The 14,521-nt window shown below is 61.2% G+C and carries 15 protein-coding genes and 1 pseudogene; 9 read left to right on the top strand and 7 right to left on the bottom strand.

The window, feature by feature from the left end:
• Positions 1 to 66: 66 nt before the first annotated feature.
• From EFB14_RS19675 to EFB14_RS19660, 4 genes are all read right to left on the bottom strand, one after another.
• Positions 67 to 1,146, bottom strand: a complete 1,080-nt coding sequence (locus EFB14_RS19675; protein WP_126828182.1) for a YihY/virulence factor BrkB family protein — start codon at positions 1,144 to 1,146, stop codon at positions 67 to 69.
• Between the two features lie 405 nt (positions 1,147 to 1,551).
• Positions 1,552 to 2,226 (bottom strand): hypothetical protein, encoded by a 675-nt coding sequence (locus tag EFB14_RS19670; RefSeq protein WP_126828180.1) that lies wholly within the window; start codon positions 2,224 to 2,226, stop codon positions 1,552 to 1,554.
• Between the two features lie 193 nt (positions 2,227 to 2,419).
• Positions 2,420 to 2,656 (bottom strand): hypothetical protein, encoded by a 237-nt coding sequence (locus EFB14_RS19665; protein ID WP_126828178.1) that lies wholly within the window; start codon positions 2,654 to 2,656, stop codon positions 2,420 to 2,422.
• A 69-nt stretch (positions 2,657 to 2,725) separates the two neighbouring features.
• The gene (locus EFB14_RS19660; RefSeq protein WP_126828176.1) at positions 2,726 to 3,199 is read right to left on the bottom strand and encodes an adenylate/guanylate cyclase domain-containing protein; all 474 of its coding nucleotides are present in this window, start codon (positions 3,197 to 3,199) and stop codon (positions 2,726 to 2,728) included.
• A 947-nt stretch (positions 3,200 to 4,146) separates the two neighbouring features.
• Between EFB14_RS19660 and EFB14_RS19655 the strand changes: the two genes are divergently transcribed.
• Complete coding sequence (locus EFB14_RS19655; RefSeq protein WP_126828174.1) at positions 4,147 to 4,587, top strand: GFA family protein; 441 nt, start codon at positions 4,147 to 4,149, stop codon at positions 4,585 to 4,587.
• Positions 4,588 to 4,630: 43 nt separating this feature from the next.
• Here EFB14_RS19655 and EFB14_RS33450 read toward each other — a convergent pair whose 3' ends face one another.
• The gene (locus EFB14_RS33450) at positions 4,631 to 4,924 is read right to left on the bottom strand and encodes an RES domain-containing protein (protein ID WP_245438259.1); all 294 of its coding nucleotides are present in this window, start codon (positions 4,922 to 4,924) and stop codon (positions 4,631 to 4,633) included.
• A 614-nt stretch (positions 4,925 to 5,538) separates the two neighbouring features.
• Between EFB14_RS33450 and EFB14_RS19645 the strand changes: the two genes are divergently transcribed.
• From EFB14_RS19645 to EFB14_RS19630, 4 genes and pseudogenes are all read left to right on the top strand, one after another.
• The gene (locus EFB14_RS19645; RefSeq protein WP_126828172.1) at positions 5,539 to 6,132 is read left to right on the top strand and encodes a shikimate kinase; all 594 of its coding nucleotides are present in this window, start codon (positions 5,539 to 5,541) and stop codon (positions 6,130 to 6,132) included.
• A pseudogene (locus EFB14_RS19640) lies at positions 6,129 to 6,701 on the top strand (phosphotransferase-like protein); the annotation flags it as partial. The gene EFB14_RS19645 and the pseudogene EFB14_RS19640, both read left to right, overlap by 4 nt.
• Before the next feature lie 24 nt (positions 6,702 to 6,725).
• Positions 6,726 to 7,184, top strand: coding sequence for a GNAT family N-acetyltransferase (locus tag EFB14_RS33445; RefSeq protein ID WP_126828497.1), 459 nt, complete (start codon positions 6,726 to 6,728; stop codon positions 7,182 to 7,184).
• A 77-nt stretch (positions 7,185 to 7,261) separates the two neighbouring features.
• A complete protein-coding gene (locus EFB14_RS19630; protein ID WP_126828170.1) occupies positions 7,262 to 7,858 on the top strand; it encodes a hypothetical protein in 597 nt (198 codons plus the stop codon).
• A gap of 62 nt (positions 7,859 to 7,920) precedes the next feature.
• Here EFB14_RS19630 and EFB14_RS19625 read toward each other — a convergent pair whose 3' ends face one another.
• Complete coding sequence (locus EFB14_RS19625) at positions 7,921 to 8,859, bottom strand: diacylglycerol kinase catalytic domain-containing protein (RefSeq protein WP_126828168.1); 939 nt, start codon at positions 8,857 to 8,859, stop codon at positions 7,921 to 7,923.
• Positions 8,846 to 9,880, bottom strand: a complete 1,035-nt coding sequence (locus EFB14_RS19620; protein WP_126828166.1) for an SPFH domain-containing protein — start codon at positions 9,878 to 9,880, stop codon at positions 8,846 to 8,848. Before EFB14_RS19620 ends, EFB14_RS19625 begins: the two co-directional genes overlap by 14 nt.
• 126 nt (positions 9,881 to 10,006) lie before the next feature.
• On the opposite strand from EFB14_RS19620, the gene EFB14_RS19615 reads away from it, so the two are divergent.
• The 4 genes from EFB14_RS19615 to EFB14_RS19595 all read left to right on the top strand — a co-directional run bounded on the left by EFB14_RS19615 (position 10,007) and on the right by EFB14_RS19595 (position 14,514).
• Positions 10,007 to 10,702: an NUDIX hydrolase gene (locus EFB14_RS19615; RefSeq protein ID WP_126828164.1), complete on the top strand. Its 696-nt coding sequence runs from the start codon at positions 10,007 to 10,009 to the stop codon at positions 10,700 to 10,702.
• Between the two features lie 140 nt (positions 10,703 to 10,842).
• Positions 10,843 to 11,163 carry a hypothetical protein gene (locus EFB14_RS19610; RefSeq protein ID WP_125849014.1) on the top strand — a complete coding sequence of 107 codons (321 nt, stop codon included), beginning with the start codon at positions 10,843 to 10,845 and terminating at the stop codon, positions 11,161 to 11,163.
• Between the two features lie 413 nt (positions 11,164 to 11,576).
• Positions 11,577 to 13,430: an ABC transporter ATP-binding protein gene (locus tag EFB14_RS19600; protein ID WP_126828160.1), complete on the top strand. Its 1,854-nt coding sequence runs from the start codon at positions 11,577 to 11,579 to the stop codon at positions 13,428 to 13,430.
• Between the two features lie 79 nt (positions 13,431 to 13,509).
• On the top strand, positions 13,510 to 14,514 hold the full coding sequence (locus tag EFB14_RS19595; protein WP_126828158.1) for a LacI family DNA-binding transcriptional regulator: 1,005 nt from the start codon (positions 13,510 to 13,512) through the stop codon (positions 14,512 to 14,514).
• The last annotated feature ends 7 nt before the right edge of the window (positions 14,515 to 14,521 follow it).

Raw genomic sequence — 14,521 nt, 5'->3', positions numbered from 1 at the left:
GTGCCGAAGCACAAAATACATCAAAACTGAATCGCGGGAGCAGCCTTCGATAAGGCTCCTTAACGATCAACTCACCGTCTCGCCCAGAGTGTCCGCGACATAGGCTCCCCGCGCGCCCATCGGCAGCGGAGGCCCGGTCGTCGTGTCCTTTGCCGTTTGATGCTCCAGCTCGGCATTGAGTTCGGCTCCAACGATGAGAATGACGACGGAAAGCCAGATCCAGATGAGAAAACCGACCAGCGCGCCGAGCGTGCCGTAGGTGGCGTTGTAATTGGCAAAATGATCGAGATAGAAGGAGAAGCCGATCGACATGATGGCCCAGGCGAAGGTGGTCAGCCCCGCGCCCCACGTCATCCACCGAACCCTGGCGGGCTCGCGGCTCGGGCCGAAGCGATAGATCAGGGTCACCGCTGCCGCGACGATGAAGAGAAGCAGCGGCCACCGCAAGAGAAGCGCTATGTCCTCCTTGAACTGGTCGAGCCAGAGATAGGAAAGCACGACGGGCATCACGCCGACGAGCGCCACCATGAGGACTGCGAAAACCATGGCGCACAAGGTGAAGCAGAGGCCGATCAGGTTGAGCCGCACGAGGCTGCGTTTCTCTCGCTCCTCATAGGCGATGTTCATCGCGTCGAAAATCGACAGCGTGCCGCTATGGGTGCTCCAGAGCGCAATCGCGAGACCGACGAAGAAGGTAATGCCGAGCGTGCTGTCGCGCTTTTCGACAAGCGCCTTGATCTGGTCGGCAAGAAGGTCGAAGGCGCCGGGCGGCAGGAGGATGGCGAGCTCGCGCAGATGTTCTGAAATCGTCACCGGATCGGCAACCAGCCCGTAGAGCGACACTAAAGCCGCCAAAGCGGGAAACAACGCGAGCAGCAGATAAAAGGTCACGCCCGCCGCAATCAACGTCACCCGGTCGTCGAGGATTTCATGAAAGGCGCGCCAGAACACGTCGCGCAGTCCGCGCGCCGGAATGGCCTCCGGTGTGGCGGCGCTGCGCCCATGGTCGTCTCCCGCCTTGCCCGCCCCGACTGCGGCGGCAAAGGAATCCCGCCGTCTTGTCTGCACCACGACAAACGCACCGATCGCCGCGGCCATCATCGCGGCCGCGATGGAAAACCTGTTGAGGCGCAGCACGTCCGCCATGGCTTATCCTCCGATCTGCTGCGGGGATAACGCCGGGGGCCGCCAAAAGGATGCAAGCCGTTGCTTGGCCGTGGAGGTTCGGGGCAGGGGAGGGGTTCTGCGGCGGTGATCAGGGCCCAAGCGAATTGGGAATTCCGATTGGCATCCCAGTTGTAAGCCGCTGATTTTGTTTGATCTCTTTTATGCAACGGAACCGAAAATGGCGTTTGGTTTCGTTACTCCGGGATGGCTATCGCTTCGACGTCGTCGCCAGTGTCGCGCCTTTCGGTCTTGGAGGCCGTAAATTTGGGCGCGAAACCTCTTCAAAACTGCGCTTTCGGACCCGAATTCCGCTTGCCGAAATCAGGTCGGAGCGCTCGCTCGGCGCCAGCGGCAACCGGCCGAACCGGAAGACAGCAGGCAATCTTATTCCGGCAATCCGGCCTTGCGCAACGCCGACGCCAGGCCACCCATGAGCTGCGACCGCTCCACATCCATTCGCACGAACTCGCTGATCATCCAGCCCGGCGCGATCTCCAGCAGTCGCCCGGCCGCTGTTCGCGCAGCCTCCAGCCGATCGCGATTGGCGTAGCTAGCCACAAGGCTGGCATGGAGGATGCTGAAGCCGGGATTGACCTGGGTTCCCAGCACGGAATATCTCACCGCATCCTCAAACGGCGCGGTAAACAGGCTGACCCAGGCCAATGCGAGATAGGAGTGATAGTTCATCCGATCGAGCGGACTGAGCCGAGGCGCCTTGAATGCGTGATTGCGCGACTGGTCATGGGTTTCGTTGAACATGTGCACCATCGCGCTCAGCCCGTAGGCGAGCGACGAATTGCCGTCCAGCATCAACGCCCTGTCGAGTGCATTGATGGAGCGCTCATAATCATGGGTGATCGTGGCATGGACGAATCCTCCGAGGCAAAGCGCCTGCGGATCATCCCCGCCGGTGGCGAGTGCCGCATCGGCGTGCCGGATCGCCGCGGCTCTGTCCTCGGGATGGAAGCCGCCACGCAGGAAACGCCGTTCATATCCCCAGGCGGCATAGCCATGGGCACAGGCGTAGTTGGGATCAAGACGCAACGCCTCGCTGAGCAACCGCAGGGTCCGCCTCAGTGGTCTCCGTTGGCCTATTGGCATAGCTGTGCGGCAAAGCGCGGAGGAAAAAGTCATAACCGTCCAGGCTATCCGGGCGTTTGCGGCGCGCCCGCTCGATCTCAGCGCGCCGGAGCGTCGGCTCAAGCGTGCCGACGATGCGTTCAGTCAGCTGATCCTGCAGGTCGAAAATGTCTTAGGCCGCGCCCTCGAATCTGTCGACCCAGATATGGGTTGCGTCCCTCCACTCGATCAGCTGTGCAGTAATGCGCAGCCGGTTTGCCGCTTGCCGGATACTGCCTTCCAGCACGTAGCGGACGCCCAGCTCTCGGGCGATCTGCCTGACGTCGATGGTCCTGCCTTTGTAGGCGAAGCTGGAGTTTCGCGCGGATAGCGAACAGGCTCGGAATTTTCGAAAGATTGGCAATGGCATCCTAGACCAATCCATCGGCGAAATACTCCCGCTCCGGATCGCCGCCCATATTTTCGAAAGCCAGTACGGCTATCGATGGGTTGTTTGGCGAGGCAGGAGGCGTCGCCAGCCGCATTTCGGGGAAGTGCCTTCCTGCACGAGGCGGTACACCGCGATCGGCTCGGCAATGTTCTTGACCTGTTGCGCGTCCATGGATTCGAAACCGAAGGAAAGCGTCTCTTCAACCTCGCTCACGACGTTGCCGGAGATGCAGATGCCGCCGGGATCGGCGAGCGGCTGCAGTTGCACCGACGCGTTGACGCCTTCGCCATAGCGATCGTCACCGTCGACGACAACTTCACCGAGATTGAGCCCTATTCTCAGTTCCAGCCGTTCGTTTTGCGGCACATCGGCGTTGCGCTCGTCCAGCGCCCGCTGCAGCGACACGGCGCACTCCACCGCATCCACGACACTGCCGAATTCGGCAAGCAGCCCGTCACCTATGAGCTTGAAGACGCAGCCGCGCCGCTTCGCGGTTTCCGGCTCGATCACTGCCTTGCGCATCGCGGTGCCGCTCGAACCTCCCCGTCTCGTCACGCTCCATCAGCGTTGAATACCCAACGACGTCGGGCGCAAGAATAGCTGCAAGCTTCCTGCCCATCGGATTTCCCCACACGACGACATATCGACCGTTAACATACAAGCAGGAAGCCACCTAGGGTGCCTCCTTCCGATAGCGGCCAGTGAGGCGGCAGAAGCGGCACCGTACCTATCAGCAGCGATCGATCCGGACCATGGGCGCTTGAGAATCTACAGGTGAGGGGCCCCCAATCATCCGGTTGTCCGCGGACAACGGATGATCGAGATATCCCCGGAACAATAGTCTGACGCGGGAGAAGCGCCTAGCCTTCGACGCTTCTTCCGACGTCAGCGGGCGACAGCTTCGCACGCCCTGGCAGGCGCCGATCAAGAAGCGCATCTGGCCAAGTTGTCCGCGGACAACGCCATTTGCCAACTGATCACACGGGCAACCAGAAGCCGCGTATACCGCCGCCTGTTCCGCAGCACCGCCTGCGCGAAATCGACGCAACCGCCTGGCTTGAATTTGCCGCATTGCGGTACTACCTCCTGGACGAACCGAAGCGCTGCACCCCTCCTTAGCCGCTTCGGCCCGATGGACAGCATTCCTCCTCCCATGCTGTCGGTCACTATCGAAGCCCGGCGCATCTCTCCCGCGCCGGGCTTCTGCTCCTTCGACGCCGGAGGCGGGGGGGGGCAATTGCCCCCCGCATCATGCAACGCCTCTCGGGCGCAACATTTTCCAGCGCCCCTCGTCCTGAAGTGCGCAGGCCAAAGGCCGGAGCCTCGAAGGACACGCCTCAGCATTGCTCCTCCCATCGGAACAAGGCGCACCTACTGAGGCACTCCCGGACGTCTGCGAAAATCCCCCGACATTTCTGATTGACCGTAGCGCCCGAACAGGATCAACAGGCAAGCAAGCGAGGTGACAGATGGATAGAATTGCGCAATGCCATTGCGGATCACTCCGCGCGAAGACGTCAGGCGACCCTCTCACGGTAACCCTGTGCCATTGCCGGGACTGCCAGCGCCGAACCGGTGCGGTAGCGAGCAGCGGCGCGATCTTTGCGAAGGCCGAGGTGACGGTCGAGGGAGAGTGGAAGGTGTTCGAGCGCGACGCTGCGGAAGGTCGGAGGGTTCGATTTCACTTCTGCCCGAATTGCGGGACGTCATTGTACTGGGAAGGCGATTTCAATGCGGACCTCTGCGGCATCGCCGTCGGGGCTTTCGCAGACCCGTCCTTTCCACCGCCCCTGCTTTCCGTCTACGAACAATCCAGACATGAGTGGGTCCAGCTTCCCGACGGCGTGAAGCGCGCCCAGCGCGGATTGGTTTCGTCAGCGGCCGCGGACAACGAGCCGGGCGACAGGTGAACGGCACGGACCCATGCGCGTTTTGCCGAGAGTCCGGCCTCGGCTACAAGCCCCACTTCGGGCCATCTTCCGACAGCGCAATCTCGACCGGATCGCCACTCACTTCGACAGACGGACCCCCGAGCGCATTCCAGTGAAACAGATTGAGATGCCAGCCTCCGGGGATCGATCTCGATCGATCGATGATGCCATCGGCACCCGCCGCTCTGGCGGCATCGGCCGTGCGCCATGACGGCGGTTCCTTGCCGGCGGCCAATGCGGCGCGCCAGGACAGATTGGATGCGTTGCGGTCGATGCCGAGGCGCTCACAAGCCTGCTGGTCATGCTGGTCGAGCACGAAGCGTCGCCGACCGACAGCGGCGCAACAAGGCGCCGCCGCCCGTCTTCGCGCATATAACCCGAAATCGCCATGATCGCCCATTCGGCCGAGGCGCTCATATAGAGGGCAGGCTGACCGAGCCGGTGATAGCGGCCCGCACTCGTCGCAACGGGAGGGTCGAGCACATGATCGAGGCGTTCGACAAGGACCGAACGAAAGAAGCGCCCGCCCACCTTGCGAAAGACGCTCGACGGTTCGCTTGATGGCGGCTGTTCTTCCATTTGGGTCCGTGAATTGTCGATACGAGAGAATGCAGGCGATGGATAACGGAAGCGCCTCAGTTATGGTTGCCATGCCGCGCGGTGTTATACCAGCCGTGACACGGCTTTGAGAGCCGGAGCGGGACGGCGGAAAGGCGTAAGCGGTTTCGCCACGACCGGACCACCTCGTGATCGCCCGCCTCTGTAACGGAAGCTAAGGTCGATATCGCTTCTGCAAACAGTAGCAGCAAAACAAAATCAATATGTTATTGAATGGCCTGCATTCCCTGACCGAGACGTATTCTCGATCGGCGCCTTGACGCTATCGGCGCCTTTGCTGATACATTTTCCAAGGAAATTGTGAGTGGGCCGATGCGTGAACAAGTCCCGACCCCTGCCGAAAGCCTTAAGGACAGGGCGCGCGCCGCGCTGGGTCAGCGCAATCTCGTCCTTGTCGGACTGATGGGGGTAGGGAAGTCCTCGATTGGCCGGCCGGTTGCACAGCAGCTCGGCATTCCCTTCGTCGATTCCGATGCCGAGATCGAGCGCGTCTCGCGCATGACGATTACCGAACTCTTTGCCGCCTATGGTGAGCTGGAGTTCCGGGCGCTGGAAACGCGTGTCATCAAACGCCTCCTCCGGGATGGCCCACGTGTCGTCTCGACAGGGGGCGGCGCCTTCATCAACGAGAGTACGCGCGAGCACGTCAAGTGCGGCAGCCTTTCCGTCTGGCTGAAGGCCGATCTCGACCTGCTGTGGAACCGCGTCAACAGACATGACGAACGACCGCTACTCAAGACCGAGAATCCGAAACAGACCCTCGAGAACCTGATGAATGAGCGCTATCCAATCTATCAGGAAGCCGATCTCACGGTTCTCTCCCGCGACGTGGGCAAGGACATCATGGTCAGGGAAGTCCTGGCCGCCATCGTCGAGGGAAAGACAGCAGAAAACAAAATGCCATGAAACTATTCGTTCTGCTGATGGGCTTTCCCGGTGTCGGAAAGCTGACGATCGCAAGGGAATTAAGCCCACTTCTGGCTGCAAAGGTCATTGATAGTCATTGGTTCAATAACCCGATACTGCGTCTGCTCGACGACGACGGGACGACACCCCTTCCGAATGGGATATGGGAATACACCGGAAGAGTTCGGCAAGCCGTTCTGGACGCAATCGTCGCCTACGGCCCTCCCTCGGCAAATTTCATCTTCACACATGCCGGCACAGACGGCGACGAGCGCAGTAGTCGCACGTTTGAGCAGATCGCCGGCGCGGCCCGACAATGCGAGGCGTTGCTGGTGCCGGTGAGATTGCCTTGCGATGAGGAGGAGCTTGCGCGGCGCGTTACCACACCGGCGCGTCGCGAGCGGTTAAAGTCGATTGACGCGCAGGCTTCCCGGGAGAAAAGCAGACGATCTCAGGTCCTCGATCCCGGACATCAATTTACTCTGAATCTGGATGACACCTTAAAAACAGCGGAAGCCAGTGCAGCGGCAATTCACCATCATATCTTGAGCATCGCGGCCGGCGATTTTGGTTCGCTTCAAAGCAATCGCGGCATGACGGGGCAAATCGAAATCCAATACGCGCCACGCAATGAGGCCGCTGCAATCAGCGAGTTGGTGCAAAACACAATTCGCGTCAGCAATGCGATGGACTATCCCGCCGAGGTCATAGAGAGGGTGGTGGGAAACTTCTCTCATGAAGCAGTCCTTGGATTAATGGAAAACCGTGTGGTCTGGATCGCGCGCGAAGGTGGCGAGATCGTTGGCACAGCAAGTCTTGATGGGGACACGATAAGGACCGTCTTTGTATCGCCAATGGCCCAAGGACAGGGTGTTGGACGGCGCCTCATGGAGACAGTGGAAGCCGCTGCTCGTGAGGCCGGCATTGAGGTATTGCGTGTTCCGGCGTCTCTGACCGCGAGAAACTTCTATGCCCGTCTCGGCTACGATGAGGTACGCGAAGTTCTCTATGGCGAGGAGCGCACTTTCCTCATGGAAAAACAAATCGAGTAGCTAGCCTGCCTAGTGACGCATTTGACCCACCAATGCGGATATCAACTGGGTTGGCCGGACGCGAAAGGAGACGCAGAATGTCTGATCTGCTCGAAGCCCAACGGAGGCTGCAGGCCGAAGCCGATGAGGTCGTCCGAGCGTTGCGGCTTGACCAGCTTCTTGCCGATCTCGGGCAACCTGTCAGAGTCGGAAGCGCGGCAATGGGACTCATGGTGCGTCGAGACATAGATATCACGGTCGTCTGCCCCAAGATCAACGCTCAGGCGATGGAAGCATTTACTGCTATCGGCGCTCGCCTCATGCGGATGACAGAACGAGTGGTCGCGGTGCGGTTCCGCAATGACAGCGGAAAATGGAACAGAGAGCCGGAAAAGTATCCGGACGGCCTTTATCTCTGGCTATCTGTTCACATGCAGGATCAAACACTGTGGACCATCGACATCTGGCTGGTCGATCAACCAGACCGGCAGCCTGACATCGCCCACTTGAAGACCCTGCTGCCTCGCCTGACGGATGCGGATCGGGAGGTGATCCTGCGCATTAAGACCGCATTGGTCGAGCGGCCGCAAAATGCAGGAACAGTTTCCAGCGCGCTTGTCTACGAAGCCGTCATGGACCACGGTGTTCGCACTTTGGCCGAGTTCGAAAACTGGCATCAGGAACGCCGCCCCTGATATTACAAAGCGCCTGGACCGACGGCCGCTTCTTAACAGCGTTCCGTCGACCCGACCCGACCTCACACGACCAGCGCCCCTTGTCGCTCGGCGAGCGTCACCACCGCGCGGGTTCCGGAGTTGAACTCAAGAAAATCCGCCTCGATGCCGTCGCTGAAGATTACGCCGTGTTCGGGCATTTCGGAGACGATGGTGAGCGGCTGGGATTCCGAGACGAGACCCGCGACGATGCTGGTGCCGGTCGTGCGGCTTGGAAAGGGTTCGCGCACGAAATAGCGCAGGTAATCCGCGTCCCAGGCGAAGGACATATCAAGCGTGGCGCGGTCGTGTTCGATCCCGAGCGTGCTCGCAGCTCCGATCCAGCCGGAATAGAGGCTCTTCAGCCAGCCGGTCGAGCCCATGCCGGTGGAGACGATGATGCCGCTGGAGGACTGGCGCTCCTCGCGATCCTCGGCATGCAGGACATAACGCGCCGAGACGTGGCTCTGCGGCCCGATGAAGAGATCGTTGACCGCATGGATGACGGCTCCGGTGTTGAGCGTCGCCTTGGCCATGCTGACGCGCTTGATCGGCCGCCGGTTTTTCAGCGCCTCGCCGATAACCCGGGGAAGGCTCTTCGTGTTGAAGGGAAGCAGCAGGCCGTCCCAGCGCATCGGATCGGGATTGACGCCGAGAACCGGCTGCCCGTCGAGATATTTGAGCGTGTTGGCGACCAGACCGTCCTGACCGAGCACCACGACGACATCGTCGGCGCCGAAGACGAAGTTCGCGAGGTAGCGGCGCTCGAGGCGCTGCACGCGGGCGACCGCGCGCAGGCTCGCTTCCACCTCTGTGATAGCAGCTTCGTATCGCTTCTTTTCGGCGAGATAATCGCTGAAATCGGCGCCGAGATGTTCGACATAGAACTGCGCCTGCTGCACCGTGTTGAACCGGGCGATGAGCTCGTCGAGCCGCGTCGGCCTGATGACCAGAATGATCTTGCGTTCGTCAGAGACCGGCACGGTCCTTGCCCTCCTGCGGCTGCAAAATCTCCCTGAGAAGATCGGGCGAGACGTTCAGCTGGCCGATCTTCGTCGCATTGTCGGCGAGATCGCGGAAGGCGAGCGCCATCAGCTGGCCCGGCTTCATGCCGACCGAGGCGAGCGCCTGCAGCACTTTCGGATCGGCCTGCTGGAAGGATTTCATCATCACCGTCATCGCATAGGCCTGGGCATCGGCCTCGGCCTGGGCGTTGGTCGCCGCAAGCGCCACCAGTTCGCGGTTCTGCTCCTCGAGTGCGATCTTGCCGGCCATTTCTTCCCGCCGGATCTGCAGCTGCCGCTCCTGCACGGCGCGCTCGGCTTCCAACTGGGCTTCGCGCACCTGCCGCCTCTTATTCTCCAGCGTGATCTCGGTGGCGATCTCGTTCTCCTTGATCGTCCGCTCCTGTTCGATCGCGGCATTGCGCCTGCTATAGATGGCTTCGTCGGCCTGCCCGAGCAGGGCCTCGCGCGCATGCGCTTCCAGCGCCCTGGCCGTCTCGACCTTCGGCGTGACGGCAAGCAGCGACAGGCCGAGGATCTCAAGGCCAAGCGCTTCGATCGTCGGGTGTTTTTTCAACGCTTCGGCCACACCGGCGACGAGCGCCTCGCCCGAGGCAAGAACCTCCTTCAGCGACAGCGTCTGAACCTCGGCGCGCATCGCCACCTGGACGCGGTCGATCACCCGGGTCGAAAGCTTCTGCGGGTCTTCCGAGACGTAAGCACCCCTGCGATCGAGCGTGAAATTCAGAAGTGCCGCCGTGCGGCGCGGCTCGGCGATGCGATAGGTGATCTGTCCCTGCACGGTCACTTCCTGGAAATCCGATGTCACCAGAGGAAAGATGAAAGGATCGTTGACACTGGCCGTCGGCACCAGCACCAGCGAGCTCGATGGCGAAAAATGCCAGAACGCCAGGCCCGCCCCTTCGCGGACGGCGTTGCCGTTCTGATACTGGATGACGTATTGCGTGGGTTCCGTTTTGATGAAGCGCAGTCCGAACATGTCCGTTTCCTTGTTTGCGCGGGAGCCTCGCCCGTGTCGACAAGGAGAAAAACACGACTTAGTGACAAATGTCAACTAACTTAGTTGAAGATTTACACTAAGGCTGACGCGTGGTATGTTTGGATAATGACAACCCACGACAATGACGCCTTCAAACCGATCGCGACCGTCGATCTCGCGATCTTCTCGCTGTCGCCGGCGGGCCTTTCCGTGCTCCTCATCCGGCGGGCGGGCGCACCCTTTGCCGGTGACTGGGCCTTGCCCGGCGGCTGGATCCATATCGACGAGGATGCGGATCTGGAGGCTGCGGCGCGCCGGGTGCTGAAGGAAAAGACCGGCGTGGAAACGCCCTATCTCGAACAGCTGCAAACGACGGGCAGCGCCGGCCGGGACCCGCGGGGCTGGAGCATCAGCATCGTCTATATCGCGCTGCTCTCGGCCGACGACGTCGAAGAGCGGCGGGATGCGATGGCCGGGGATGCCGAATGGCAGCCGGTCGAGGGCGACGGCGTCGGCTTTCCCATCGCCTTCGACCATGCCTTGCTCATCAAGGAGGCGCTTTCCCGCATCCGGAACAAGGTCGAATATTCGAACCTGCCCGGCCATCTGCTGCCGGCCCGCTTCACACTGAGCGAGCTGCAGTCGGTCTATGAGCATCTTCTCGGCCGTAAACTCGACAAATCGGCCTTTCGCAAACGCATGGCCGAGGCCGATTTTCTGGAACCCGTCGAGGGCGAAATGCGTCGCGCCAGCAATCGGCCCGCCCAGGTCTTTCGCCTGAAGGACGCCCAGTCGCTGGTGCTCTTCGACCGGAGGATCTGAGTAATTGCCCAAGGCACTGACTTCGGTGCCGAAGATTTGAATGCAAGCAGCCAAATTTCCGGACTGCATCAAGGGAACAATGATCGCCCGGCGAGGTTGGAAGGGGATCAACCACATAAGATCCCAAGGAGGACACCAGGATGCGTATGAAACTCATAGCGGCTTCGCTATTGGCTCTCGGCATGGCCACGTCAGCCTTCGCCCAGTCCAATCCGGCTCCCACAGGCGCAACGATGGACAAGAACCAGTCCGACCAGGGCGGCGGCGCCACCACCAAAATGAAGACCAAGAAGCCGATAGCAACGGATTCGACCAAGACGGGTTCCACGACCCACAGCACGATGAAGATGCACAAGACCAAGTGCCGCAATCCGGTCAATAACTCTGCCAAGCTCCAGACGCAGGGCGGCACGAGCAATGCGACACCGATGGATGAAGCCTGCGCAGCGCATAACAACTGACCCGGCTTACCTGCCTAAGAACCCCGCTTCGGCGGGGTTCGGCCTGATAAATCTCGTTCTTCATCGTGATCCCGGCCCAAGTGAATTGTCGATGCTGCCCCTCATCCGGCTGCCACCACCTTCTCCCCGCAAGCGGGGCGAAGGGACATGCCGCGCCGGCTCCCTTCCACCTCAACGTTTGGCGCGTCCCCTAGCCCCGTTTACGGGGATAGAGTTAGGGCGGAGGGCCGCTACCGGCACGAATCGGTCAGTCATCGCCTTCTGAGCATCCCGCAATTCAGATCCGCCTTTGACACCCTCACGTTTTCAACGTTCACAAAAATTCTAGTTGAGATTGCACCCGGAAGATGTTCCCATCCCGGCTTGCGTAGCCCGAGTCCCGCCCTCCCTGCGATCTAGAACCCGAGCGGCCCATGTCGATTTCAGATGCGATCTACCGTCCCTTCGAAACCCTGATCCGGCCGCTCGATATTCCCTACCGGCCGCTGCCGTCGAAGGGGCCGGTGATGGTGCTTCTGCATTTCATCTCTATGTTTCGCGGCGTGCTGATTGCGCTGGCGCTGTGCTCCATGGTGTTCGAGGCGATCAACCTGACGATCGTCTGGGGGCTTTCGGTCATCGTCGATGGCGTGACGCAACAGGGCGCTTCCGTCTTCCTGCACAATGACTGGCTGCTGCTGACCGTTCTCGGATTACTGATCTTTCCGGTCATGCCGGTCGTTTCGTTCATGCTGAACACGCTGAACTCGCATACATTGGGCATCGGCATGCCGGCTGCCATTCAGTGGCAGGGCCACAAGGCTGTCGAGCGGCAGGATCTTGCCTTCTTCCATGATCTCTTTGCCGGTCAGGTTTCCTCGCGGCTGCAGCAGGTCTCTTCCGCCGTCCAGCAGCAGATCCTTGCCGCCTTCCAATCCATCCCGCGTTTCCTCATGCAACTGGTCGGCTCCGTGATCCTGCTCAGTGCGCTCGCCTGGCAGCTTGCCGTGCCTGTCATCGTCTGGATCGCGCTCAACCTCGCATTCACCGCCAGGGTCGTCCCCATTTTCGTCGAACGCTCGCGCCGCACCGCCAAGCAGCGCAGCCTCGTCGCCGGTGCCATCACCGATCTCTACACCAACATGCAGATGATCAAGCAGTTTGCGGCTGAGGACAGCGAGGCAGGCGCAATCCGGCGCGTCATAGAAAAGGCCGTGCGCACGCAACACAGCGAACAGCGGATCTATCGCTCGTCTGAGGTCGCCGTCGTCGTTTTCAACACGCTGCTCTGGCTCTCCATGCTGTCGATCGGATTTTCCGGCCTCGTCAAAGGCTTCCTCACGGTCGGCGAGTTCGTCGGCGCGGTCTATATCCTCCACCGGCTGTCGTCACAGATCTTCGTCTTCCTGCAGATGGGCCAGCAGATCTTCCAGGCGATCGGCACGATCAAGGATGCCATGCCCGTCATGACGACACCGCCGACGATCACCGACCGGCCGGATGCCGGGGATCTCGTGGTTGAGCGTGGAGAAATCCGTTTCGAGAAGGTTCACTTCGCCTACAAATCCGGCAAGCCCGTCATCTCAAGCCTGTCGCTGACGGTCAGGCCCGGCGAGAAGGTGGGCCTCGTCGGCCTCTCCGGCGCCGGCAAGACGACGCTCGCAAACCTGCTCCTGCGTTTTTACGATATCAAGGATGGCGCGATCCTGATCGACGGGCAGGATATCCGCGCCGTCACCCAGGCGAGCCTTCGCCGTGCGATCGGCGTCATCGCCCAGGATGTTGCGCTGCTACACCGCTCGGTCGGCGACAACATCCGTTACGGGCGGCCGGAGGCCACGCGGGAAGAGATCGAACGGGTGACGAAGATGGCGAGCGCCGATGTCTTCATCGCCGATCTTGCCGACGGTGAGGGCCGCAAGGGCTACGACGCCTTCGTCGGCGATCGCGGCATCAAACTGTCGGGCGGCCAGCGCCAGCGTGTCGCGATCGCCCGCGTGCTGCTAAAGGACGCGCCGATCCTGGTGCTTGATGAGGCGACCTCAGCCCTCGACAGCGAATCCGAAGCCGCCATCCAGGAAAGGCTGAACCTCGTCATGGAGGGAAAGACGGTTATCGCCATTGCCCACCGCCTTTCGACGATCGCCAGGATGGACCGCATCGTCGTGCTCGATCACGGCCGCATCGTGGAGGAAGGCAGGCCGGAGGAACTGGTGGAGCAGGACGGCCTGTTTGCCCGCCTGTGGAAACGCCAGACCGGCGGCTTCATTCCCGAAGAGATCGACTGAGCGGATCCGGAGCAGCCCGGCTTGACTCATCCAAGGGCAATCGGTATTGATTGGGTAATCGATAACCCAAAGATATCACGTGACCGCTTCGCTCAACGACATAGCCGCCCGTGCAGGCGTTTCCGTCAAGACCGTGTCAGGCGCCTTGCATGGCGGCTCGGCGCGCATGTCGGAGGAAACGCGCCAGCGGATAAAAGAGATCGCCGAGGAGCTCGGTTATGTCACCAACTTCGCCGCGCGCAGCATGCGACAGGGCTGGATGCCGCTCGTCGGCCTTGTCGCCGACGATCTGATCACGTCACCTTTCGCGACGGAAATCATCAGAGGCCTCGACGGCGCGGTGCGCGCTGCCGATATGGCCGTCTTCGCCATGACGCTCAGCGGCCACCGCAGCGTCGGATCGATCCTCGACGAGATGCGGCGCTTTCGTCCGCGCGCGATTGCCTATGCCGCCATGTATCACAAGAGCGTCGATCTGCCGCCCGAATTTGCCGACACGGTCGGCGTCATGATCAACTGCCGGGATGCCAACGATCGCGTGACGTCTCTGGTGCCGGACGAGACAGGCGCGGCGATCGAGATCACGACCTACCTCATCGAGGCGGGCCGTCGCAATATCGCCTTCATCAACCTGCCGGGAATTCTCGCCGGTGAACTGCGCGAACTCGGTTTTCGTCAGGCGCTCGATCATGCCGGCATCGACGGAGCCGGCGCCGTCGTATTGCCGGCCGTTGACAAGACGATCTACAGCGACCGGGCACCCAGCCTCGTGCCTGCACATGTGCACGCTCTCATGAAGGGCCCCCGGCCTCCCGATGCCATCCTGTGCGGCAATGATCGCGTGGCCATGGAGGTCTATGCCGCGTTGCGCCGCTCGGGCGCGACCATTCCCGACGATGTCGCCGTTGCGAGCTTCGACAACCAGGTCGAGATCGCTTCGCGTCTCGATCCGCCGCTGACCACCATGGCGCTTCCCCACCGGGCCATGGGCCGCCAGGCCGCGCGAATCCTGTTTGCCGAAGACCGGGCTCCGGTCGGAGTGCAAAAACTGCCGTTCCAGCTGGTGGAGCGGGCATCCGTATGAATTGAAA

The sequence above is a fragment of the Rhizobium fabae genome, from assembly GCF_003985135.1.
GTDB lineage: Bacteria > Pseudomonadota > Alphaproteobacteria > Rhizobiales > Rhizobiaceae > Rhizobium > Rhizobium pisi.
The sequence above is the reverse complement of the archived record's forward strand: the minus strand, read 5'-3'. Positions and strand labels throughout refer to the sequence as shown.

What these genes read in the sequence shown, in the direction of transcription:
- EFB14_RS19610 (WP_125849014.1), top strand. Translation starts at nt 10,843, where the DNA reads ATGCGTATGAAACTCATAGCGGCTTCGCTATTGGCTCTCGGCATGGCC.
- EFB14_RS33445 (WP_126828497.1), top strand. Translation starts at nt 6,726, where the DNA reads ATGACGGGGCAAATCGAAATCCAATACGCGCCACGCAATGAGGCCGCT.
- EFB14_RS19600 (WP_126828160.1), top strand. Translation starts at nt 11,577, where the DNA reads ATGTCGATTTCAGATGCGATCTACCGTCCCTTCGAAACCCTGATCCGG.
- EFB14_RS19660 (WP_126828176.1), bottom strand. Translation starts at nt 3,199, where the DNA reads ATGCGCAAGGCAGTGATCGAGCCGGAAACCGCGAAGCGGCGCGGCTGC.
- EFB14_RS19620 (WP_126828166.1), bottom strand. Translation starts at nt 9,880, where the DNA reads ATGTTCGGACTGCGCTTCATCAAAACGGAACCCACGCAATACGTCATC.
- EFB14_RS19665 (WP_126828178.1), bottom strand. Translation starts at nt 2,656, where the DNA reads ATGCCATTGCCAATCTTTCGAAAATTCCGAGCCTGTTCGCTATCCGCG.
- EFB14_RS19615 (WP_126828164.1), top strand. Translation starts at nt 10,007, where the DNA reads ATGACAACCCACGACAATGACGCCTTCAAACCGATCGCGACCGTCGAT.
- EFB14_RS19645 (WP_126828172.1), top strand. Translation starts at nt 5,539, where the DNA reads ATGCGTGAACAAGTCCCGACCCCTGCCGAAAGCCTTAAGGACAGGGCG.
- EFB14_RS19630 (WP_126828170.1), top strand. Translation starts at nt 7,262, where the DNA reads ATGTCTGATCTGCTCGAAGCCCAACGGAGGCTGCAGGCCGAAGCCGAT.
- EFB14_RS19655 (WP_126828174.1), top strand. Translation starts at nt 4,147, where the DNA reads ATGGATAGAATTGCGCAATGCCATTGCGGATCACTCCGCGCGAAGACG.
- EFB14_RS19675 (WP_126828182.1), bottom strand. Translation starts at nt 1,146, where the DNA reads ATGGCGGACGTGCTGCGCCTCAACAGGTTTTCCATCGCGGCCGCGATG.